Below are 25,241 nucleotides of genomic sequence, written 5' to 3' on the forward strand. Positions count from 1 at the left end.
GGTCTCATCTGGTGAGCGCGCTCTCCAGCTCCTGGTCGATGAGGGACGTCAGCTCCTGCTCCGACAGCCCTTGAATCTCCGCGGAGAGCGCGCCCTGCGCCTCCCGCGATGCTTCCTGCTTCTTCTGTGCCTCTGTCCCCAGCCCCAGCTCGTCGGTCAGGTGCGCGACGAGTCCGTTCACGGTGGGGAAGTCGAAAATCAGCGTCGAACGCAGGCTTCGCCCGAGGCTGCTCGCGAGCCGGTTCTTGATTTCGATGGCCAGCAGCGAATCGACGCCCAGTTCGAACAGGCGCTCGTTTCCGGACAGCCGCTCCGACTCCGGCATGCCCAACGTCGCGGACACCTGCCCCGCGACGTGCTGACGCAGCAGCTCCGCCTTGCGATTCGGCGGCGCCGCGTCCAACTGCGCGCGGAAGGCCGGCGCTTGCACCCGCTGTGGCACGCTCCCCAGCAAGCCCTGAACGAGCGCCTGCCGCGCGAGCCCTGGCAGTTGCTCCGCCAGCCGCGTCCAGTCCACGGGGAAGACGCCCCACTGGACCTGTGTGCTCCCGATGAGCCGCTCCAGCACGCTGAAGCCCTGCTGGACCGGAATGGCGCCGAAGCCCTGCGCCCCCGGCCGCGTGGAGGCCGCCCGCTCCAGCCGCGCCGCCATGCCCGTCTCCGCCCACGAGCCCCAGTTGAGCGTCAGCGCGGGCAGCCCCTCCGCGTGGCGCAGATGGACCAACGCATCGAGGAAGGCATTCGCGGCGACGTAGTTCGACTGACCCGGTGAACCGATGAGCGAGGCGGCGGACGAGAAGCAGACGAAGAAATCCAGCGCCATGCCCCGGCTGAGCGCATGGAGGTTCCACGCACCCTGAAGCTTGGGGGCCAGCACCTCCCGGAACTGCTCGGACGTCTGGTTGGCGAGCGTTCCGTCGCGGAGGACGCCCGCCGAATGGATGATGCCGCGCACAGGCGGGGCGTCGCGCAGGCTCGCGAAGAGGTCCGCCATGGCGTCGTGAGACGCGATGTCCACCCGCGCGACCCGCACCTTCACGCCCTGGCCCTCGAGCGCATCGAGCTGGGCGCGGGATTCAGGAGACGGCGCGCTGCGTCCCATCAGGACCAGGTGCCGCGCACCCTGCGCCGCCAGCCAGCTTGCGGCACGCAGGCCAAGTCCACCCAGACCTCCCGCGACGAGATAGGTGGCCTCCGCGACGATGGACACCTTCTTCGCAGCGACCGTCCGTGAACGGGCCCGCTCGAGCCGGGGGGTGTAGAGACCTCCACCACGAATGGCCGCGCCAGCCTCCCCATCGGGCAGCGCGAGCGCCTGTACGAACGTGCCCAGGTCTTCGGACCGGGGCTCCGCGGGCAGGTCGATGCGGAGGCACCGCAGTTCGGGCAACTCCGTCGCCACGGCCTGTCCGAAGCCCCACAGCGGCGCCTGCGCGACGCGCGCACCGTGCGTGTCCGTGGGCAGGCTTTGCGTGCCCCGCGTCACCAGCACCAGCCGGGGCGGCGTTCCCTGCCCATGCGACAGGGCCTGCGTCAGCCGCAACGCGCCCAGGCACCCCGACTCCTGAGCCGCGTCGAGCCAGTAGCGTGCGTCATCCGCCTGCCCCCTCCCATCGAGTCCCCAGAGGTACAGCAGCCCCGTGGGCGGCTGATTCGCCCACGCCTCGACCAGCCGCGCATGGTCCTCCGGGCTGGCGGGATTGATGCGGAAGCCCTCTGACGCGCTGCTGAACGACGCCCCCTTGCGAACCAAGGTGCAGCGCTCGCCCCGCTGCGAAAGCACCTGCAGCAGGTCCGAGGAGAAGTCGTCCTCGTTGGTGAAGACGGCCCAATGTGGAATCGCGGAGCGGGCTTCCTCCGGAACATCACGCGGTACCCAGTTGAGTCGGTACAGCCAGTCCTGGAAGTCGTTGTCGAGCCCGCGCAGCAACACGTCGCGTTCGGCCTTGCGCACCGAGAACCCCGACACGGCCGCCACCACCGCGCCATCTTCGTCACACAGGGTCAGGTCCGTCGCGGAGAAGCCCTCCTGTCCCTCCCGGGGAGGCTGCGTCGCATACGTCCAGACCCGTTCCGGCAGTGGCCGGTACAGGTCGAGCGTCTGCAAGGCCACCGGGAGGTGCAGCGCGTCTTCCTCCGTGAGCTGCGACACCGCAGCCGCCGTGCGCAAGCAGCCGTCGAACAGCGCCGGGTGGACGCGGTAGTGCCCGCTCCGGTCCTCCACCTGGCCCAATGACAGCGCGGCCCCAGTCCCCCGATGCAGCGACGTCAGCACGCGCAGGGACGGCCCATAGTCGAGCCCATGGTGCGTGAAGACGGCGGAGAGCTCATCGATGGAAACAGGCGTCGAGCAGTCCCTCCGCCACGCCTCCCGCTCCACCGATGGGGCCACGGCGCTCAGAGCCGACACCCGGCACGTCACATGGGTGACCCAAGCCGCGCGTGCGCCTCCGCCCTCCTCCGAGCGCTCATCCCCACGGCTCACCACCTTGCACAGAAGGCCCGCCTCGCCCTGGTCCTCCAGCACCGTCTGGACGACCCGCGTCTGCTGTTCGGGAAGCACCAGCGGCTGAAGCAGGGAGATGTCCTCCAGCCGCAGCGACTCCGTTCCGAGCACCTGCGCCGCCGCCGAGGCCAGCATCTCCACGTAGGCCGCGGCGGGAACCACCGCCTTGCCGTACACCCGATGGTCCGCCACGAAAGGCACGGTTCCCGCCGACAGCTCACTGGAGAAGACGGTCGTCCCCTCCTTCAAAGCGGCGGACTCCAGACGCGTCCCCAGCAACGGGTGAGTCGACGCACGGCGCGACGTGCGCGTCCAGGGTGCGGGCACATCCAGCCAGTAGCGCTGCCGCTCGAAGGGATAGGTCGGCAGGACCTTGCGGGTCCGCCCATAGCCCGCATCGAAGCGCTCCCAGTCCGGCCTGGCGCCGCGCACATACAGCTCGGACATCGCCCGGAGCAGGCCGACCCAGTCGGAGCGGCGCGGGTGAAGCGTCTCCAGCCACAGCGCCTCCTCACCCGCCACCACGTCTCGCGCGAGGTTGGACAGCGAAGGCTTGGGGCCCACCTCCAGGAACACACGCACCCCGCGCTGGAGGAGCGTCCGGATGCCCTCCTCGAAGCGCACGGGCTGGAGGACATGCCGGGACCAGTAAGCCGGCTGGGTGATGGCCTCGCCTGCTTCGCGCCCGTCGAGGTTCGAGATGAGGGGAAGGCGCGGCTTCTGGAAGGAGGCGCGGCTCGCGGCCCGCTCGAACTCCGCCAGCATCGGCTGCATCAGCGGGGAATGGAACGCGTGTGACACCTTCAGTCGCCGGCTCTCGATGCCCGCCTCCACGAGCGCCTGGACCACGGTGTCGATGGCCGTGCTGTCTCCTGAGATGACGGTGTTCCGCGGCCCATTGATGGCCGCCACCGTCACCCGGGGATGCCCGGCGATGAGCGGCAGCACGCGCGCCGGCTCGGCGAACACGGCCAGCATCGCGCCGCGCTCGGGCAGCGCCTGCATCAGCCGCGCGCGCTCGGCCACCAGGGGCAAGCCGACCTCGGGCTCCAGGACGCCCGCGAACATGGCCGCCGCGTACTCGCCCACGCTGTGGCCCAGGACCGCGTCGGCGCGCAGTCCCCAAGCCCGCAGCAGGTGCGCCAACGCCAGCTCCAGCGCCACCAGCGCGGGCTGGGTGTATCGCGTCTCGTCCAGCGCCCCTTCCGTGTCCTGGAAGAGCACCTCGGTGAGCGGCCGTTCCAGGTGCGGCTTCAGGATGCCCTCGAAGCGCAGGAGTTCCCGGCGGAACTCGGGCTGCGTGTCGAACAGCTCCCGGCCCATGCCCGCGTACTGGGAGCCCTGGCCCGTGAAGAGGAACGCGACGCGGGGTGCCTCGGCGTCGCGGCGGCCTTCCACGCAGGTCTCGGGGACGGTGGGCGCACCACGGCTGAACGCACGCAGCGCCTCGGTCAGCTCCTCGGGGGTCGAAGCCGTGAAGGCCGCGCGCTCTTCCATGGCGCTCCGGCCGGTGTTCGCCGTGTGGCAGATATCCGCGAGCACTTCCGCGGGGCACAGCGACAGCTCCTCCGCGATGGACCCGGCCAGCCTGCGAAGACTGGCGTTCGAGCGCGCGGAGAGCGCCAGGACGTGACGCGGGCGTTCCACATCCCGGACCGGAGACTTCGGCCGTGGCGCGGACTCCAGGACGACGTGCGCGTTCGTCCCCGAGAAGCCAAACGAGCTCACCGCCGCGAAGCGCGACTCCGTCCCCTGCCACGGACGGCGCGCGGTCGGCACTTCGATGGCCAACTGCTTCCAGTCCACATGCGGCGTGGGCGTGCGCAGGTGGAGATGCGGCGGAACCTCCTCGTTCGCCAGGCACAGCGCGGATTTGATCAACCCCGCGATACCGGACGCACCTTCGAGGTGCCCCATGTTCGTCTTCACCGAGCCGGCCATCAGCGGCTGCTGCCGTCCCGTCCTGGCGCAGTAGACGGACGCGAGGGCCTCCAGCTCGATGGGGTCGCCCAGCGACGTCCCCGTCCCGTGGGCCTCGACGTAGCCCACCTTCGCGGGCTCCACCTGTCCGTCCCGCAGCGCATCCCGGATGACGCGCTGCTGGGCAAGCCCGTTGGGCACCGTGAGCCCGCTGGTCCGCCCATCCTGGTTCACCGCCGAGCCGCGAATCACCGCGACAATGGGGTCCCCATCCGCGATCGCATCCGACAGGCGCCGCAGGAAGACGAGCCCACAGCCCTCACCTCGCCCGATGCCGTTCGCCGAGGCGTCGAAGGTCTTGCACCGGCCATCGGGCGACAGCATGTGCGTGCGCGACTCAATCAGCGTCGCGACGGGAGAGAGGACCAGGTTCACCCCGCCCGCCAGCGCGAAGTCGCTCTCCCGCTGACGCAGGCTGCGGATGGCCAGGTGCACCGCGACCAGTGACGAGGAGCACGCGGTATCGACCGTGAGGCTGGGCCCTTCGAGTCCGAAGGAATACGACAGGCGTCCCGCGGCGACGCTCGCGCCATTCCCCGCGCCGGTGTGAGCGTCGATGAGCTCCGGGGACTGGGTGGCAATCTGCGTGTAGTCCTGCCCCATCAGCCCGACGAACACGCCAGTCCGCGTCCCGCTCAGGCTCGTCGGATTCCGGCCGGCACGCTCCACGGCCTCCCAGGCGACCTCCAGCAACAGCCGGTGCTGCGGGTCCATCCGCGCCGCCTCGCGCGGGGAGATGCCGAAGAAGCGCGGTTCGAACTGGTCGATGTCCCGCAGGAAGCTCCCGTGGCGCGTGTAGATGCCACCGGGATGGTCCGGGTCCGGGTGGAAGAAGCTGTCCGCGTTCCACCGGTCGGATGGAATCTCGGTGACGGTGTCCACGCCCTCGGAGAGCAGGCGCCAGTATTCGGAAGGGCTGGTGACGCCCCCCGGGAACCGGCAGCCGATGCCGACAATGGCAATGGCCCCGTGCTTTTCCTGCTCATGGGCATCGAGCTTCGACTGCGTCTCCTGCAACTTCAGGAGCGCGCGCTTCATCAGCTCGCCGTAGCTCGTGTCGTTTCCTTGCGCTGACATCGATCCGTCCCTAGTTCATCTTCGACAGCTGCTCGGAGAGCAGGTGCGCGAGGTTCGCCTCAGCCAGCCCTTCCAGCGGGCTCTCGACCGGGGCGTCTGACTTCGACGTGACGCGCGCTTCCTCCGTGAACTCCAGAGGGATGAACGCGTCCATGAGCTGCGTCGCGAGCTTCTCTGCCGTCGGGTAGTTGAAGACGAGCGTCGCCGGCAGCGACACGCCGAGCCCGCTCTGAAGCCGGTTCTTGAGCTGGAGCGCCGCCAGCGAGTCGATGCCCAGCTCGTGGAACCCCCGCGCCGGGTCGATGGACTCGCTGGAGCCCACGCCTCGCATCCACGCCACTTGCTCGCGCACGTAGTCCATCAGCAACTGCCGACGCATCTCGATGGGCGCCGCCGTGAGCGTGTCCAGGAACGACGCGCGCTCCACAGTGCGCTCGCCCCCTGCCCGCTCGCGCAACTCCGCGACGTAGGGCGTGGACCGGCCGCTTCCGAAGACAGCCCAGTCGATGGCGGCCACGCCTACCTGAGGAACGCGCGACGTGAGGAGCAGCTCCAGCGCGCGCAGGCCCTGCGCCTTCGGAATGACGCCGAAGCCCGGCGTCCGAGCCTCCTCGCTCACCGACACCTGGGCGCCCGCGTCACCGGCCCAGATGCCCCAGTTGATGCTCAGGGCAGGCAGCCCCAAGGCACGGCGGTGGTGCGCCAGCGCGTCCTCGAAGGCGTTCGCCGCGCAGTGATTCGACTGTCCCGCCGAGCCGACGAGCGATGCGACGGAGGAGAACATCACGAAGTAGTCCAGCGGCAGGCCCGCGGTCAGACGATGCAGGTTCCAGGCGCCACGCAACTTCGGCCGCAGCACCGTCTCGAAGCGCTCCCAGCGCTGCTGCCGCAGCACGCCGTCATCCAGCACACCGGCCGAGTGGAACACGCCGCCCAGAGGGGCCATGTCCCGCGCCACCTCGTTCAGCAGCGCGGCCAGCGGCTCCGCATCCGCGATGTCGACTTGCCGGTACTCGACACGGACACCCTTCTGGCGCAGGTGCTCCAGACGTTCCGCCGCCTGCGGCCCCGGAGCGCCCCGGCCTGTCAGCACCAGGTTGCGTGCCCCCCGGCTCGCCAGCAACTCCGCCGTCAGCAGGCCCAGGCGTCCGAGCCCGCCCGCCACGAGATAGCTGCGGTCCGCCCGGAAGGCGTCGACGCGCTCCGCGGACGGCTCGACCAGCTTCCGTGACTCGACCCTCTGGAGTCTCGCGACGTAGCGGCCATCGCGATAGGCCACCTGGTCCTCCGCCACCTCCGCGCGGCGGCGAATCTCCTGCGCGAGCAACTCCACCTGGGCACTCGGTTCGCCCTGGGCATCGAGGTCGACACACCGGCAATCCAACTCCGACGCCTCGATGGCCAGGGGCCGCGCCATGCCCCACAGCAACGACTGGGCGAGCCCGGGCAACGGAACGCCCGGCTTCACGGGCTGCGCGCCACGCGACACCAGCCACACCGTGCCGGAGTACCCACGGTCCAGCAGGAACTGGAGCAGTCCCAGCGCGCCACCACCCGTCACCCGAGCCGCCTGCCCCAGCGCATCCGCATCCAGCGTCTCCGCTTCCTCGGTGTGGGAGCCCCACATCAGGATGACGTCGGACAGTGCCGCCGGCAGCGGCAGTTCGCGCAAGGCCTCCACGAGCGCTTCGGGCGAGTCAGGGACCTCGAAGGTGGTCTCATCGATACGGTGCGGCTGTGTGCCACGGATGGCGACGAAGCAGGCGCGGCCATCGCGCGTCAGCACCTGTGCGAGCTGCTGCCCCGTGCCGTCGCGCTCCGAGAGAATCAGGCACGCGCCGCTCGCGGGCACCAGCGTCTCCGGACGACTCCCCTCCAATGCGAGCGGTTCCCACCGCCGCTCGTAGAGCCACTCATCCAGCGAGGTGGAGAGCGCGGCACGCAGCGCCTCCTGGCTCGTGCGCTGAAGCTCCAGGCCGCGCACCCAGGCGCGCAGCGCTCCATCTCTTCCGAAGATGCGGACATCCGCACGCAACCGCTTCCCAGCCTCATCCACCGGCCGCACTACGGCATGGCTCCACACGCCGTCTTCGATGCTGCCCAGCACGTGAAGCCGCTCGATGTGCACCGGCACGTACAGCTCGGTGCCATCCATGTCCGGATAGGCGCCGCCCACCACCTGGAGGCAGGCATCCATCAGGGCGGGATGCGCGAGGTAGCCACCGCCGCTCCCGAGGCCCGCCGGGCGCTCGATGCGCGCCAGGACCTGCTCGCCTTCCCGGCGCAGCTCGGTGATGCCCTGGAACTCCGGCCCGAAGTCGACGCCCGCGTTCCGTGCCCGCTGGTAGTAGTCCTCGACGGGAAGCGGGGTCTGCAGGTCCTTCAACACGCTGTCGAGGTCATGCGCCTCGGTGGCCGATACACCATCACCGAGGACGACGAGCGTGCCCGTCGCATGAAGGCTCCACGCGCGCTCCGAGCCCTCACCCGTCCGGCTGAAGATGCGCACAGCGGCCTTGCCCTCTCCGTCGCGGCGCACGGCGCACTGCACTTTCCGCTCGGCATCCTTCGGGAAGGTCATCGCGTTGAGGATGGCCAGGTCTGTCAACTCCAGCGCGGCCGTGCCCAGCAACCGGGCCCCGGCGGCCAGTGCCATCTCGACGTAGCCCGTCGCAGGCAGCGTGGGCGTGCCGAAGACGCGGTGCTGGCCCAGGAACGCCTGCGAGGCAGGCCCCAGCGTCGCCTCGAACAACAGCTCACCGGCCTCCAGGACGGCCAGGGGCACGCGCTCGCCAATCAGCGGGTGCTCGGCGCGGGAGACGCTTCGCCCGTTGGGGCGCTGGAGGCCCGCGCCCTCCTCCCAGTAGCGTTGACGCTGGAAGGCATACGTCGGGACTTCCACCTTGCGCCGTGGGTAGCCGGCATCCACTGCCGCCCAATCCACCGGAACGCCGCGTACGTACAGCGCCGCCAGACTCTCCAGCATCTGCCGCCAGCCCCCGTCATCGGCGCGCAGGCTCGGCAGCCAGGTGCCCACGCCCTCGGGCACCGAGCGCGCCGCCATGCCGAGCAGGGTCGCCTTCGGGCCGACCTCGACGAAGACGCTCATGCCGTCGCGGTACAGCGCCTCCACGCCCCGGCCGAACTGCACCGGGTTACGAAGCTGGCTGCACCAGTAGTCCGGCGTGCAGAGCTCGTCAGTGATGAGCTCGCCCGTCATCCCGGAGACCATCGGAATCGACGGCGGCGAATAACGCAGCGTCGCGGCGACGGCCCTGAACTCCGGGAGGATGGCCTCCATCATCACCGAGTGGGCCGCGCGCGGGATGTTCAGCCGCTTGACCTTGTAGCCCTTCGCGTCCAGCGCCTGGCCTATCTCCACAATCTCTGCGGGGATGCCGGAGATGACGACGTTGTCCGGCCCGTTGACGGCCGCGATGGAGCTGGCCCAACCGCCCTGGGCGAGGAACTGGCGCAGCTCCGGCTCCGCCGCGGAGACCGCGATGTTGCTGCCCTCCGGAAGCTGCTGAATCAACCGTCCGCGGTGAACGGCCAGCTTCAGGCCATCCTCCACGCTGAACACGCCCGCGATGCAGGCCGCCGCCAGCTCGCCCGTGCTGTGTCCCAGCACTACGTCCGGCTGGATGCCCCACGACATCCACAGCTCGGCCAGCGCGTACTCCAACACGAAGACCACCGGCTGGGCGTAGTCGAGCTGGTCGATGGGCGATGGCGTCCCCGGCTCCGCGTAGAGGACGGAGATCAGCGAACGGTCCCAATACTCACGGAGCATCTGGTCGAACGAATCGATGCGCCGGCGGAAACCCGGATGCGTCTGGTACAGCTCGCGCGCGGCTCCGACGTACTGCGAGCCCTGACCGGAGAAAAGGAACGCGACCTTCACCGCCTGCTTCGTGTCGGCCTCTCCCTGGACGACCCCCGGGTGCTCGTCATTCCGCTCCGCCGCGCCCAGGACGGCTGCCACCTGCGCGGCGTCCGCCCCCACCACCGCGAGCCGGTGGTCGAAGGCGACACGCCCGGTGTTCGCGGAGAAGCACACGTCCGCGAGCGATGCGCCCGGTGCTTCGAGCGCCGCCCGGTAGCGGCCCGCGAGCTGCCGCAGCGCCTCCGGGCTCCGCGCCGAGAGCGCCAGGAGGTGCCGCGAGCGGTCCATCTGCTGCACGTCCGGCGCTGGCGTCGCCTGCGGCGGCGCCTCTTCGAGGACAACATGGACGTTGGTGCCGCCGATGCCGAACGAACTGAGCCCCGCCCGCAGGACACCCTGCGTCGCGGTCCACGGCCGGGCCTTGTCCACCACGTAGAAGGGCGTCTTGTGGAGCTCCAGCCGCGGATTCGGCGACTGATAGTGGAGCGTGGGCGGCAAGGTGCGGTGCTGAAGCGCGAGCACGACCTTGATGAGCCCAGCGATGCCCGCCGCGCTGTCGAGGTGGCCGATGTTGCCCTTCACCGAGCCCAGACCGCACGACTGCGTCTGGACCTGTCCCCCAAACGCCTCCGTCAGCGCGGAGACTTCAATGGGGTCGCCAATGGCCGTTCCGGTGCCATGGGCTTCGACATAGGAGATGGTCCGCGGGTCCACCTTCGCGTGCTGATGCGCACGGCGAACCACGTCCGTCTGGCCCTCGACGCCGGGCGCCATGAAGCCCACCTTGCGGTGCCCGTCGTTGTTGATGGCGGAGCCCTTGATGACGGCGAGCACCCGGTCCCCATCCGCCAGCGCCTGGCTCAGGCGCTTGAGGACCACGATGCCAGCGCCGCTTCCCGGGAGGGTTCCGTTGGCCCCGGCGTCGAAGGGACGGCAGTGGCCGTCGCGCGAGAAGACGCTGCCTTCCTCGTACAAGTAGCCCACGCGGTGGGGGACCTTGATGGCCACGCCGCCCGCGAGCGCCAGGTCGCAGCTGCCCTCATTCAGCGCCGCGCACGCCGCGGACACCGCGACCAGGGACGTGGAGCACGCCGTCTGGACGTTGATGCTGGGCCCGCGCAGGTCGAGCTTGTAGGACACCTGCGTGGCCAGGAAGTCCTTGTCCTGGGCCATCAGGTCCTGGAAGAAGCCGATGGGGCGCGTCAGGTCCGGGTAGGGATAGCGATAGTGGCTGACGCTCTTCCCGGCATACACGCCGACGAGCCCGTTGCGCCCCGACGGCGGATAGCCCGCGTGCTCCAGCGCCTCCCAGGCGCACTCCAGGAACACCCGCTGCTGCGGATCCAACGCGCGTGCCTCACGGGGCGTCAGCGAGAAGAACTCCGCGTCGAAGGCGTCAAAGTCCTCCATCACCGCCGACGAGCGGACGTACCCGGGATTCCGGAACGCCTCCGGACTGACGCCCGCGGCCAGCAGCTCGTCATCGGTGAAGGTGCCCACCGACTCCACGCCCTGCATCAGGTTCTGCCAGAACTGCTCGGGCGTCGACGCCCCGGGGAAGCGGCAGCTCAAGCCGATGATGGCGATGTCCCGCGCATCCTGCGTCAGCGGCGTCTCCTCGCGCGGCGCGAGTGCCTCCTCGGGCTTCGCCTCACCGCCCGCCGCCGCAAGCTTGGCCGCGAGCACCTTGACGGTGGGCCTGCCGAACAGGTCCGTGACGGGAACCGATAGCCCCAGCTTTTCCTTGAGCTCGAGGTGGAGCTTGATGAGGTGTACCGAGTTGGCGCCCAGCTCGAAGAAGTTCCGGTCCGGGTGGACGTCTGGAACCCCCAGCACCTCCGCCACGGCCTTCGCGATGGACTGCTGAAGCGCCTGGGCCTCACGGCCTGGACGGACGGCGGCAGCGGGCTTGCTCTCCTCGCGCTGCGTGGGCTGAGCGACGTGGTCCGGATGCGGCAACGCCTTGCGGTCCACCTTCGCGTTGCGGGTCAGCGGCAGCGCCTCCAACACGACATAGGTCGTTGGGACCAGGTGTTCGGGCAGCTTGCGCGACAGGAACTCACGGACGTGCCGGGTATCCACACCGCGCTTCGTGTCCGAGGCGACGACGTAGGCGACCAGGCGCTTTTCGTGGTGCTCGCCGACCGCCCCGACCACCGCCGCGCTGATGCTCGGCTCCTGGAGCAACGCGGCCTCGATTTCACCCGGCTCGATGCGCTGTCCACGGATGGAGAGCTGGAAGTCGACGCGGCCGAGGAACTCGATGGTGCCATCCGGAAGGTACCGCCCGAGGTCGCCGGTGCGGTAGAGGCGCTCGCCCGTCCGTGGGTGCACGGTGAACTTCTTCGAGCCCGCTCCCGCGCCCACGTAACCCAGCGCCACTCCCACGCCCGCGCAGCACAGCTCGCCGGGCACCCAGATGGGGCGCTCGTCCAGGTGCTCGTCCAGCACGTAGTACTTCGTGTTCGAGATGGGCTTGCCGTACGGGATGCTGCGGCGCCGCTCGTCGGCTTCGACGACCGGATGGGAGATGTTCCACAGGGACGTCTCCGTCGGGCCGCCGACGCTCATCAGCTTCACGTCGCCGAACTTCGCCCGCAGCCGCGCGGGCATGGTGACGGGGAGCCAATCTCCTCCGAGCATCACCAGGCGCAGCGGGCAGGTCAGCCGGGCGTTGCTGCCTTCGAGATACGTCAGCAGCATCTCCATCATCGCCGGCACGGTGCTCCAGATGGAGACGCCATGACGGGACATCAGCTCGGCCCAGTGGGAGGGGTCCCTGCGCGAGGAGGCGTCCGGCATGACCAGGGCCGCGCCCGCGCTCAGGGTTCCGAAGACGTCGTAGACGGAGAAGTCGTGGTGGAGCGCACTGAGCGCGATGACGCGGTCATCCGGCCCGACGCCGAACTTCCGGTTCGTCCACTCCACGCCGTTGACCATCCCCGCGTGGGTGAGCATGGCCCCGTTGGGCTGCCCCGTGGAGCCGGAGGTGTAGAGGATGTGCGCCAGGTCCTCGGGCTTCTGCACGGGCGCCAGTGGCGCCTCGCTGTACTCACTGAAGGCGTCCGGCGTGACGACCAGCACCTGCACCCCTTCGGGCCAGGACTCCTGGGCGAACTTCGGCTGCGTCACCGCCAGCTCGGCCCCGCCGTTCCGCATCATGTAGACGCGCCGCTCGTGCGGCAGCCCTGCGTCAATGGGCAGGTACGCCGCTCCCGAGCTGAGAACCCCCAGCGCGGCCACGACCTGCTCCCACCCCTTCTCCATCACAATCGCGACGATGCGGTTGGGCGCGGCGCCACGCTCGCGCAGCGCATGTCCGAGCCGGCTCGAGCGCCGGGCGAGCTCGCCATAGCTCAGGCTGACGCTCGACGAGGCCAGCGCCAGGGCGTCCGGGCGCGCCGCGGCGTGGCGGTAGAAGCCCGTGTGGAGCAACTCCCCGCTCCGCGGGCGCGCCGTGTCGTTGACGCGGGCCAGCAGTTCCACCTGCCGGACCGGACGGGTGTCCAGCCCCTGCTGGTCCCACGCCGCGTCGTCCTCCGCCAGCCGCCGTAGCAGCGCGCAGAAGCTGGAGAACATGTCTTCAATCATGCCGGGCGGGAACAGCTCCTCCGCCACGTCCCAGTTCAGGAAGACGCCGCCCCGCTGGTAGACAATCTGCAGGTCGATCCACACCTGGGGCGTCTGCGTCAGCGCCTCGATGAGCTCGCCGAACTCCTCCGCCAGGAAGTCGACCCAGTGCGAGTCCTTGCTCTTGGAGTGAGACGCGAAGCTCGTCATCACCACCGGCATGATGGCGCCCGCGATACGCCCCTGGGCCCTGAACAGCTCCCGCAGCAGCTCGACGCCGCTGACCTCACGGTGCTCCAGCGCCAGGAAGAGCTGGTCCCGGATGGCCAGGGCCCGCTCCGTGAACGTCCGCTCCGGCCGGTGGTCCACCTCGATCAGCGTGAAGCTGGCGAAGGTGCCGACAATCTCGTTGACCTGGGGATGAAGGGGCAGCCGGTTGAAGTGCGGGACGTTGAGCGTGAAGCGAGGGCTGCGGCTCCAGCGCGCCATGACCTCCGCGTACGCCGCCAGCAGCAGCTCCGGCTCCGTCAGCTTGCGCGCGCGGGCTCGCTGCTTGAGCGGCTGCCAGGTATCCGGCCCCAGCCGTTCGAACACGCGCCCGAAACGAGGACGCCGGAGCGAACCCGGGTCCTTGTCGAGCGGGAGGTCCGGCGCGGGCGGGAGGTTCGGAAGACGGGAGCGCCAGTACTCGAGCGAACGCGCATAACGAGCACCGCGCGCATGCTGCACCGCCAGCGCGTAGTCCCGGAAGGACAGGTCCAGTTGGGGAAGCGCGGGCGCCCCACCCAGGTGTTTGTAGAGGTGAACGAGCTCCCGGTAGAGAATCTGGAAGCTGTAACCATCGATGAAGGTTCCATCGATGCTCATGAAGAGGCGCGAACGGCCCCCGTCGAGCTGACACACGCGGAGCTCGAACAACGGCCACTGGTCGAGCGCCAGCACCTGCTGCGACAGCCGCTCGCGGATGGCCTGGAAGCGAGCCTCCGTCTCTTCCTGTTCGCGTCCGAGCAGGTCCTCCACGGGCAGGACGTAGCGCGGCACATCGGGGAGGATGCGCTGCTGGAAGCCCGGGAGCGCCACCACCCGAAGCATCTCGTGGCGGGCGATGAGCAGGTTCCAAGCGTCCTCGAAGCGGGCCAGGTCGAGCGCGTGGCAGTCAATCTCGTTGTACGCGTGCATCGCCGCGTTCATCTCGAGCTCGGCCTGCCGGCCCACGCTGTAGGCCTGCTGGATCTCCGTCATCGGGAACGGCGCGTGCCGCGCCTCCGGCCGGGGAGTGATTTGCGGAAGCGTCTCCGCCTGGGGCACGCGCTGCTCCGACAGCAGGGTCAGCAGCGCTGCCTTGTTCGCCACGAGCTGGTCGCGCAGCGCTCCCGGAATCTCGCCGGTGGGCGAATCGACCGCCAGGCGGTCCCCCTCCACCGACAGCTTGATGCCGTGCCCAGCCAGGGCCTGAAGAAGCTCATTCAATGTCATAGCAGGACCCGCTTCGAATCATTGCGCTCCGAGGAGGCAGCGCCGAGCACACTGGCCACAGCGAGCTTTTCGAGAAGCTCAGCCGTCACCTGCTCGATGGAACGTTCATCAACGAAACTCTTGAGAGGCATGCTCACGTCGAGTTCGCCCAGCACCATGTCCCGCAACTCGAGCGCCATGATGGAGTCGAACCCCAGCGCGTCGAACGAGTCCGTGGACGAGAGCTTCGCCGTCGGGATCTTTCCGACCTCGCTGACCATCTCCTTGAGCCGCGCCTCCAGGACACCACGGCGCGCGGAGCCATCCAGCGCGAGCAACACCTCGCGCAGCTTGCGAGGCGCCTCCACGACGTCAGGGACGTCATCGATGGCGGACGCGGGCCGGAACAGCGACGAAGCCACGATGGAGGGATGGCTGGCAGTCCATCGCGTCACATCGAAGCGCGCGATGCCCCGGGTGACGCGGTTCTCCGCGAGCACCAGCGCCATGGCCGCCAGGGCTTCCTCCACGGACATGGGCGACATGCCCCGCTCCGCCAGCCGGTCGCCACGCCGAGCATCCGCTACGGCCATGCCGACCTCGCCCCAGCTCCCCCAGTTGAGACTGATGGCCGGCAGACCCCGTGCGCGACGGAAGTGCGCCAGCGCATCGAGGAATGCATTGGCCGCGGCGTAGCTGGCCTGCCCCGGCGAGCCAATCAGCGACGCCGTCGAGGAGAACAGGACGAAGTGCTCGAGGGTGGTGTCCGTGGCCAGCGCATGGAGGTTCCAGGCACCATCGACCTTGGGGCCCATGACCGTCTCGAAGTCCTGGGGCTCCCACTGCAACAACGAGCTGTCCGCCAGCACACCCGCGCTGTGGAAGATGCCCCCCAGCGGCGCTCCGCCTCGGCGGACGGCAGCCAGCATCTCCGCCACCGACTCCGGGCGGCTCACATCGACGCGGAAGGTCTCCACCCGCGCGCCCGCCGCACGCAGCGGCGCCAGGGCCTGCCGGGCCTCCTCGGTCTCACCTTTTCTTCCACAGAGGGCAAGGTGCCGCGCGCCGCGCTCCACCAGCCAGGAGGCGAGCCGCAGTCCGATTCCACCGAGCCCACCCGTAATCAGATACGTGCGGTCTTGCCGGGGACGAAACGCTCCCGCGCCTTCCGGAATCGTTTGGGTCTGCGTGAGCGAGGGCACCAGTCGCTGCTCGCCGCGCAGCACGACCTCGTCGTCGTCAGCGGCAGCAGGAGCCTTGCGCGCCAGCTCCGTCACCAGCGCACCGAAGGCCGCGGGTTCGATGTCGATGCGCTTGCAGGCAAGCTCCGGGTGCTCGTAGGCGACAACGCGTCCCAGGCCCCACAGTGGCGCGCCAGCAATCGCCGTGGGTCCAACCGCTTCGCCAGCGGCTTGCGAGCCCTGGGTGACGAGGAACAACCGAGGCAGCGCAGGCACCGACTGCCGCGCCAAGGTCTGCACGAGCGACGCCGCCGCGTGGACCTCTCGCTGAACCGAGGTGTGCAGCCCTTCCAGTGATTCGGGGTGCTCCGAACCCGACAGGTAGATGACGCCTCGGGGCGCCGGGCTCTCGGACAGCCACTCCCGCAGCACCGACGTCTGCTCGGAGCCCACGATGGCCACGCGCACGGTGCCTCCGGCCGTGGATAGGGCTTGCCGCAGCGACTCCGAGGCAGCCGGCTGCGTGCTCACGATGAGCCAGCGTCCCTCCGCGTCCACGGGACCCTGCCCCACCGTGCGCGCATGCCACGTGAGTTCGCAGAAGAGGTCCCGGGGGGATGCATCCCGGACGGTCTGCACGCTGCTCGGCGCTGGAGCGACCGCGCCGTCCCACCAGTAGCGCTCACGCTGCCACGGGTACGTCGGAACCACCGTCTTGCGCGCCCCCGTGAAGAGCCCCTCGAAACGAATGGAGCCTCCGGAGGAGTACCCACCCGCGATGACGCCCAGGACACCCGTCCAGGCATCTTCACCGGGCCTGCTGGCACGCAGAATGACGGCCTTGCTTCCGCGGCTTCGCGCAGCGGCCTCCAACGCCTCCCCAACGGAAGCCTCACAAGAGACCTGGATGAAAGCCGAGGCGTTCCGCGCACACAGGTGCGCCACGGACGACGTCAGGTCGCTCACCGCAGCGCGCGGTCTCTCCCAGTACGCACCCGGCACCGTGGCGCCCACTTCGACCCAGGTGTCATCGACGGTGGAGAAGAAAGGGCACTTCACGGGTTGAGGACGCACAGGCTGCGCTGGAGCCAGCTGCAAGGCGAGCCGCACGGCGTCTTCCACGCTGAGGGCTCCCGCGACCACTCCCGCGGAGAGCGCTCCCACGCCGAAGCCGGAAACAGCGGCGGGGGTCAGACCGCACGCGCGCCAGAGCTCCGCCAATGCGAGTTGGAGCACGAGGAGAGCGCCCACCGGGTGTCCTTCGCCCGCCTGCTCTCCCGCCACCTGGTCGATGACGGACCAACCCGCCACCTGCCGGAGGACCGCATCCACCTTCTCCGCGTGGGCTCGGAAGACGTCCCGGCCCAGCAGCTCACGCATCAACCGGTTGGCCTCGGGCTCCGTGCCACCGAAGAGGAAGACGGGCTCGCCCTCGCTTGAACCTCGAGTGACACCCGGCGCATCGCGCCCCTCCGTGACAGCGTGAAGGGCCGCGCGAAGCGCCTCGGGCGTCCTCGCCACGAGCACCGCGCGGTGCGCATGGTGTGAGCGTCCAGCGCCCGCCATGAAGCACGCATCCTGGAGCCGCGCTCCAGGACCGGCCTCCGACACGTACCGGAGCCATGACTCCGCCAGTGTGCGCAACGCGGGCTCCGAGCGCGCGGAGAGGGGCAACACATACGGCCCGGCGTCCACGGCGGCATGGGCTGCCTCCGCGTACGCCTCGACGAGCGCATGCGCGTTCACACCGCTCATCCCAAACGAGCTCACAGCGACGCGATGAGGTCCGTCCTTCTCCGCCAGGGACGTGCGCGCTCGAGGCACCGCGAGCCCTGAGCCCTCCCACGTGAACTCCGGGGTCGGGTGCTCGAAGTTGATGGAGGGAGGCACCTCGCCCGCCTGGAGCACCAGGACGGCCTTGATGAGTCCCGCGATGCCGGCCGCGGCCTCCGTGTGACCGATGTTCGGCTTGACGGAGCCAATCCACAGCGGGCGCTCCGAAGTCCGCGCTGCGCCGTAGACGCGCGACACGCCGTCCAGCTCGATGGGATCTCCCAGCCGCGTTCCCGTCCCGTGCGCTTCCAGGTAATCCACTTGCCCGGGCTCGATGCCCGCGCGCTGCAACACGCGCCGGTACAGCGCCTCCTGCGCCCCGACGTTCGGCACCGTGAGACCACCGCTCGCGCCGTCGTGGTTCATGCCCGTGCCACGCAAGGTCGCGAGGATGCGGTCGCCATCCCGAACGGCGTCCCGCAGCCGCTTCAGGACGACCACGCCACAGCCCTCCCCCTGCACCATGCCGTCCGCATCCCGGTCGAACGTGCGGCAGTGACCGCTGGGGGAGAGGGCTCCCGCCTTGGACAGGAACACGCTGAGTTGCGGCGCCAGGATGAGCTTCACGCCTCCGGCGATGGCGAGCGTCGACTCCTCCGTCCGCAGGCTCTGACACGCCAGGTGCACGGCGGACAAAGAGGACGAGCACGCGGTGTCCACCGCCATGCTCGGCCCTTCGAGCCCGAGGAGGTACGACAGCCGGCCCGCCACATAGCTGGCGTCCACACCCGTGGAGTAGTGGGCGCTCACCTTCTCCAGACCACCCTCCGTGACGAACGCATAGTCCTTCGCGTGGACGCCCGCGAAGACACCGGTCCGCGACCCCTGGAGCTGGTGCGGGGGAATGCCAGCGTCCTCCAGGGCCTCCCAGCTCACCTCCAGGAAGAAGCGCTGCTGCGGGTCCATGCCCTCGGCTTCACGCCGGGAGATGTGGAAGAACTCCGCGTCGAACCGGTCCACCTCGTCGACGAAGCCGGCGCGGCGCATGGACGACTTCCCAGGCCTGGAGGGGTCCGGGTCATAGAGCCCCTGGAGCGCCCGCCGGTCGCTGGGAATCTCCGTCAGCGCCTCCCGTGCCCCCCACAGCAGGTCACGGAACTTCGCGGGGCTGGTGGCGCCCCCCGGAAAGCGGCAGGCCATGCCGATGATGGCAATCGGCTCCCGCTCACCATTCGAGGCCGTGGCCAGCTTCTTCTGCAGCTTCTCAATCGTCAGCAGCGCCTGCTGGAGTGGCGACAACTCCGCCATGAATCCGTCCTTGCGGTTCATCACGCGACCTCGAGGCTGAGTTCGGCCAACGTCCGGGCGATCTGCTCGCGCGCTTCGTCCTCGGACAGCCCGGCAATGCGCTCCATCAGGCCCTGCTCCTCCTGCTCGGGCGTGCTCACGTCGCCCGGGTCCGACGCCAGGCGGCCACGCCGCGCCTCCAACAGGGACAGCAGACGCTTCGCCAGCGGCCCCAGCCGGGGCAGCTCGAAGAAGAGCGTCGTCGACAGCGGGAGCTCGAGCGCCCGCGAGATGCGCTCCTTCAACAACGTGGCCCCAATGGAGTTCAGGCCGAGTTCGAAGAAGGTCCGCCCCTGCACATCGAGCGTCGCGGGCTCGACCTCCAGCACGTCCGCGAGGTGCCCACGCAGGAACGCCTGCATCTGGGCCTCCCCATGCACAACGGGAACGCGGGAAGCATCCCCGGCGGCCACCGCGGCGGCCTGAAGGAGGCTGGCGGCATCCGGCCGCGCGTCCTTGGGTGAGCGGCAGACTTCATCGGGTGAAAGCCACTCGGGCCACAGGCGCTGACGCTGGAAGGGGTAGACCGGCAGGCTCACGCAGCGCCCTGCGCGCACCGGGAACACCTCGGGCGGCACCGCCCCATCCGCGACGAAGACACGGCCGGCCTCCACCTGCTCCAGCGGCATGCCCTCCTGAACCAGGAGCGTCGTCCCACTCGACGTCGCAAGCGAACCGAGGAGCGCCACGAGCCCAGCCCGGTCGCCCGCGATCACCGCGGCACGGTGCCGGTGGTGCTGACGCTTGAGCGCCGCCGTGAAGCAGACGTCCTCCAGCGTTGCCACGGAGTCCGGCGTCGCGGCGAGGAAGTCCCGAAGCTGGAGCGCCCGCTGACGGAGCGCGTCCTGAGAGAGCGCCGAGAGCGCCAGGAAATGGACCGGCGCTGGCGTCCGCTCCAGCACCGCAGCCGGAGCTGCCTCCAGGACCACGAAGCCGTTGGCACCGCCCAGGGACGTGGACACGATGCCCGCTCGCAGAGGCACGCCAGGCTCCCGCGCGGCCCAGGGCTCCAGCTCCGTCTGGATGCTCAGCCCGAGCGCGTCGAACGAAACCAGCGGGTTGGGCGCATCCACGTGAATCGTCGGCGCAAACGTGCGGTGGTGCAGTGACAGGCACACCTTGATGAACTGCGCGATGCCCGCCGCGGCGCCCAGGTAGCCCACGTTGTTGCTGATGGCGCCGAGCCTGCAAGGCACCGGCCGCTGCGTCCCGAGCGCCTCCCCGATGGCCTCCGCCTCGGCCGCGTCGCCCTTGAGGAACGACGAGCCGTGCATCTCGATGTAGTCGATGCTCGCCGGAGCCACCCCGCCCTGCTCACACGCCTGCCGGATGACGTCCGCCTGCGCCGAGGCGCTGGGCGCCATGATCCACTCGTTCCGACCGTTGTGATTGACGGCGCTGCCCCGAATCACCGCGTACACGCGGTCACCAGGCTCAACCCTGGACAGGCGCTTGAGGACGACGACGCCAGCGCCCTCCCCGCGCACGTAGCCGTCCGCCTGCGCATCCAGGGTCCGGCACTGCCCCCGCTCGGAGAACACGCCGGCCTGGGACAGCATGATGCTGCTGTCCGGCGACAGCATCAGCTCGACGCCCCCGGCGAGGGCCATCTCCACCTCGCCCAGCGTCAAGCTGCGGCACGCCTCATGGAGGGCCACCGTCGAGGAGGCACACCCCACGCTCGACACGGTGCTGGGTCCCCGGAAATCAAAGGCGTAGGAGAGCCGGTTGGCCGCGAAGGACGCCGTCGTTCCCAGGACGGAATAGCCATCCAGCGCGGACCAGTCCCGCGCCAGCATCCGCTGGAAGTCGCTGAAGTTGACGCCCATGAAGACGCCCGTGCGGCTCCCTCGCACGGCGTCGAAGGGCAGGCCTGCATCCTCCAGCGCATGCCATGCACACTCGAAGAGGAGACGGTGCTGCGGGTCCATCTGCCGCAGCTCCCGCTTCGACAGCCGGAACGCCGCGGGGTCGGCCAGCTCCACGCCTTCAATCAGTCCGGCCTTGCGGTTGCGAATCGTCCCGGGGCGATCGGGTGCAGTGTCGAAGAGCGAAGACAAAGGCCAGCGCCCGGCCGGGATGTCCCCCGTCGCATCAATCCCATCACATAGCATTTGCCAGAGCGTACGCGGGCAGTCCGACATGGGCAGACGCAGGCCCAGTCCAATCACAGCAATGGGTTCACACAACATCAAGGCACGGCTCCGCTGGCGACTCGCAAGCCGCTCAGACTCATCACCTGTTTGAACTTCATTCTCAACCAACAAGAATCAATAAAGACATACGTCCGGAACGTCTTTCACTGCGGCCGGCGTGGCATCACGCGGCCCGAGGCCTCCGTCCTCCACCACGGACAGATCGCCAAAATCAAAAAGGGCGTGCTTGTACAGCTTGAGGCGCGGACTCAATCCTTCGGGCCCCACCCGCACCGCGACGAACTTCGCGCGATCGGTCTGCATCATCCGCTCGAAGTCCCGAACGGCTTGCTTCGAGGACACGGGATACCCGAACCGGGAGATGGCTTCCAGAACCACAGAGGTCTGGATCCCACAATAGATGAGGTTGACGCGCTTGGGCTGGGATTGGAACTCGGAGGCCTCGATGGCGACCTGGGTCATCTTGTCCGCGGAGTGCTCCCAGAGCAGCGCGTTCAGCTGGCGAACCCGCTCCAGCTCCGGGGCGGACACGCCCATTTCCTGGAGGAAGCGCCACAGCTCCGAGCCTGGCTGGAATGGCGGCTGCTTCTCGTCGAAGCGCACCAGGTACATCTTGGATTCGAGCGTTCCGTCCTCCAGGAAGCTCAGTCCCAGGAACAGCGGGTAGTACTCGGTCCGCAGCGCGGAAGCGTAGGTCTTCACCCGCTCCGCGAAGGGCCCTGCCCGGAAGCGCTCCGGCAGGCGGCTCATCGCCTCATCGAAACCGGAGTGCCCGCGCATGGGGTCGAAGTGCCAGCTGGCGGCAATGGAATACCGGGTGGGGCCTCCGGGCTTGAACTCCGCGCGCACCAGTCCCAGGTCGGATGACCGGAATGTCTCGCAGATGGCCACGGACCGCTCGACGCCCTCGTTGGAGATGCCGAGCTGACGCGTGTAGTCCCGGAAGGCCTGCGTGACCGTCCCATTGTCGCCGTAGAGCATGAAGCCCAGGCCGGGCTCGTCCGCGTTGTAGGAGAACTCAATCAACGCCTTCTTCGCGATGCCCAGGCCCTGCACCGGGAGCCAGTACTCCAGGAACCGCCGCACCTCGGAGGCCTCGCTCAGCAGACCTTGGGCGCGCAGGGCATCCCGGACGAACCACCCCAGCGTCTTGTCCGGCTTCCACAGCACTTCCGTGTCGAAGTGGCAGATGCGATCACGCGGGCCGACCCGTTGAGGAACCACCAGGTTGGCCAGCATCCGTCCCGCGTAGCGCGCTCCCAGCGCCACCCGGCTGGCGGGCCACAGTGCCTCGGTGCCCAAGCCCTTCTCGGACTTCTGCTGCCAGGCGCGCTTCGCGAGCCGCAAGGCGATGTCCGGGCGCAGGAGGAACTCCGGTCCCGCCTGGACGTGCATCAGCTTGAGGAACTCCTGGTAGATCTCCGGATGCTCGTGGTTCAGCGCGTAGAGCTCCTCCACGTACCACTGGGCCAGCTTGATGAGCCGTGTCCGCTCGCCGGGGACGTGGGGATGCCGCATGGCCTCCGCCGTCACGAAGAACCAGAGGCCCTGGAGCCACTGCGCGCCCGTGCGCAGGTAGGACGCCGTCCAGGCCTGGGTCACCGCCTCCAGGCTGTCGAGCTGATGCAGCGCCTCGTTGAGGAGGTTCGCCTCCAGCATCGCCACCGACATGCCCTGGCCGAAGACGGGGTCGAAGTAGCACCACGCATCCCCCAGGACGAGCAACCCCGCGGGGAAGTCCCGGATGCGCTCGAAGTGGCGCCATTTCACGTCCGGCACCCGGTACACCCCGACGTCCGAGACGGGCTTCGCGTCCTTGATGGCTTCGTAGATGTCCGGCTCGCGGAGGCTGCGGGCGAACTCCACGAATCCGTCCTCGCCGCGGGGCGGGTGGTGTCCTTCGTAGCCGAACAAGGACACAATCCAGCGATTGCCTTCCACGCCCAGCATCGCCCCGCCGCGCGGTTCGTCGGGCGGCAGCGGGGTGATCCACAGCCCGCGCCAGTCCCTGGCTGTCTCCGGCTGCTCGAAGAGGCGTGACACGTAGCAGAGGTTGATGGGCAGCCGGCTCTCCTCCGGCGGGCTGAACCCCAACTCCGACAGCCACTTGCCCAGCTGCGATCCGCGCCCGCTCGCGTCGACCACGACGTTTGCGAGCCGGTTCGTCACCGCGCCGCCGTCCTCGTGGCGGTCATGCGTCTGGACACCGAGAATCCGCCTTCCATCCGGCGTGGCCAGCAGCGCCCGCACGGCGGTCGACTCCAGGATCTCCACGTTGGAATAGGCGCGAAGCCGCTCTCTCAGGTAGCGCTCCAGGGAGAAGCGCGTCTGCGGGTACAGGACGATGCCGCTGCGGTGGCGCGGCATCCAGTCACCAAACTGCAGCCACCGGAGGTCCTGGGTGAAGTCGAAGGGCTCGATGCCGTCCGCCTTCATCTGCTCGACGAGGCCGGGGAAGTACTGCTCCAGCAGGTCCACACCCTTTCGCAGCAGGACGTGGATGTGATTGGCCTGGGGCGCGCCCTGGCGCGGGCCTTCCTGGAGCACGTCCCGTTCAATGACGGTGACGCGCTCGAAATGGTCCGCCAGCACGCGCGCGGCGCTGAGCCCACCAATGCTGGCGCCAATGACAATGGCGCTCCCAGGAAGTTTGTTCATGCCGTGTCCCGCCTCGTTCAGCGTCAACGCTCAGGTTGCTCGCGGAAGCCGTTCAGGCCGCCGCCTGCTGTCCGGTCAGGTGCGCCAGGATGAGGTCGTGGACTTGCGTGGCGTGGAGTATCTCTGCCTCGATCAGCTCACCATGTCGTGTCATCAGCACCGGCCCATTCTCCGGGCCGGTGGGTAGGCCATGCGCGCCTTTGAGGAGGGAGCCGTCCATCGAGACGACCTCCAGTCGCGATCGCACGCCCAGCTTCTCCTTCACGACACTGCCCCCCAGTTCCAGCATTCGAAGACCGAGCTTCGGGTCCACGAACATCTCCAGCGGGTCGTAGCCCGGCTTACGGTAGATATCGACGGTCCGCGCGTAGTCCGGCGCACGCGCATCATCGAGCCAGTAGAAGTACGTGAACCAGGCATCCGGTTCGGCCAGGGCCACCAGTTCGCCGGAGCGTGGGTGGTCCAGATGGTGGGTGCGCTTGCCCTCGGCATCGAGCACCTGGGCCACCCCGGGCTCCGCCTCGACCAGCGCCTTGACCTCATCCAGCAGCGCGGGGTTCCGGACGTAGATGTGCGCGATCTGCATGTCCGCGACGGCGAAGGCCTCACTGCCGCTGGGATAGACGACGTCACGCCCGCCCTCTTCCCGAATCGCCAGCCACCCTCGGCGGCGGAAGAGGCGGTTCAGGTGGACGGCCCGAGACACGGGGACCGCTCCGAACTCCGAGAGGATGATGACGCGCACGCCGCGCGACTCGTAGAAGCCAATCAGCTTCCCGACGACATCGTCGATCTCGCGAAGGCTCTTGTGGATCTCCTTCGCGTCCGGCCCAAACGTGTGCGGCGTGTAGTCCAGGTGCGGCAGGAAGACGAGCGAGAGCGTGGGGTTGTGCCGCTGCTCCAGCCACATGGCGACGTCGGCGATCCACTCCGAGGAGCGGATGCTGTAGCGGGGCCCCCAGTAGTCATACGCGGGGAAGTTCCCCAACGCCTCGACGAGCGGCTTGCGCAGGTGGAGCGGCTCCGTGAAGACGTCTGGCAGCACCCGCCCGTCCGCGGTGAAGGACGGCTGCGGCGTGATGGCGTAGTCCGCCTTCGAATACATGTTCATGAACCAGCACACGCGGGCACAAGTGAAGCTGGGGTCGAGCTTGCGGGCGGCGTCCCAGAGCTGCGGCGTCTGCACGAGCCCGTCGGACTGGGGCCAGAAGCGGACCTCTCCCAGCTCCCGGTTGAGCCATCCATCTCCGACGATTCCGTGCTCGCTGGGGTATCTTCCGGTCAGGAACGTCGCCTGCATGGTGCAGTTCAGCGCCGGCAGGACGGGCTGGAGCGGCACCATGCGCCCCCGCTCCACGAATGCCTGCATGTTTGGCGTCGAGGGACCGACATACCTCGCGCTCAATCCAGGCAAATCCAAAACGACGCAACGTTCCATGCCCGAAGCAAACTGCTCACGAGCAGACCAGTCAATCACCGACCAGGTTGTCCCATACCCTGGTCTGAGATGGGTGTTCAGCCACTTCGACCAGGTCGGCCGCGTGTAGAATTTTACCGCGGCCATAGGCTGGAGAGCACTGCTGCGAGCGCTCGCAGCGGGAATGAGTGACACCGCACCCAGTGCAATGGGTAGTGAAACGAAACGGAATACA

General features: G+C 68.9%; 6 protein-coding genes. All 6 read right to left on the reverse strand.

The window, feature by feature from the left end; translation table 11 throughout:
• Positions 1 to 4: 4 nt before the first annotated feature.
• Entirely contained in the window at positions 5 to 5,563 is a 5,559-nt protein-coding gene (locus F8M74_RS10440) for a type I polyketide synthase (protein WP_141253079.1), read from the reverse strand.
• A 10-nt stretch (positions 5,564 to 5,573) separates the two neighbouring features.
• On the reverse strand, positions 5,574 to 14,495 hold the full coding sequence (locus F8M74_RS10445; RefSeq protein WP_141253080.1) for a non-ribosomal peptide synthetase/type I polyketide synthase: 8,922 nt from the start codon (positions 14,493 to 14,495) through the stop codon (positions 5,574 to 5,576).
• Positions 14,492 to 18,757, reverse strand: coding sequence for an SDR family NAD(P)-dependent oxidoreductase (locus tag F8M74_RS10450; protein WP_171410155.1), 4,266 nt, complete (start codon positions 18,755 to 18,757; stop codon positions 14,492 to 14,494). Before F8M74_RS10450 ends, F8M74_RS10445 begins: the two co-directional genes overlap by 4 nt.
• On the reverse strand, positions 18,757 to 20,967 hold the full coding sequence (locus tag F8M74_RS10455) for a beta-ketoacyl synthase N-terminal-like domain-containing protein (protein WP_141253094.1): 2,211 nt from the start codon (positions 20,965 to 20,967) through the stop codon (positions 18,757 to 18,759). The genes F8M74_RS10450 and F8M74_RS10455 overlap by 1 nt, the downstream gene beginning before the upstream one ends.
• A gap of 78 nt (positions 20,968 to 21,045) precedes the next feature.
• On the reverse strand, positions 21,046 to 23,589 hold the full coding sequence (locus F8M74_RS10460; RefSeq protein WP_141253082.1) for an NAD(P)/FAD-dependent oxidoreductase: 2,544 nt from the start codon (positions 23,587 to 23,589) through the stop codon (positions 21,046 to 21,048).
• Positions 23,590 to 23,641: 52 nt separating this feature from the next.
• Positions 23,642 to 25,027: an alkaline phosphatase family protein gene (locus tag F8M74_RS10465; RefSeq protein WP_141253083.1), complete on the reverse strand. Its 1,386-nt coding sequence runs from the start codon at positions 25,025 to 25,027 to the stop codon at positions 23,642 to 23,644.
• Positions 25,028 to 25,241 lie beyond the last annotated feature (214 nt).

This window comes from Myxococcus sp. CA023, from assembly GCF_010998615.1.
Lineage (GTDB): Bacteria > Myxococcota > Myxococcia > Myxococcales > Myxococcaceae > Myxococcus.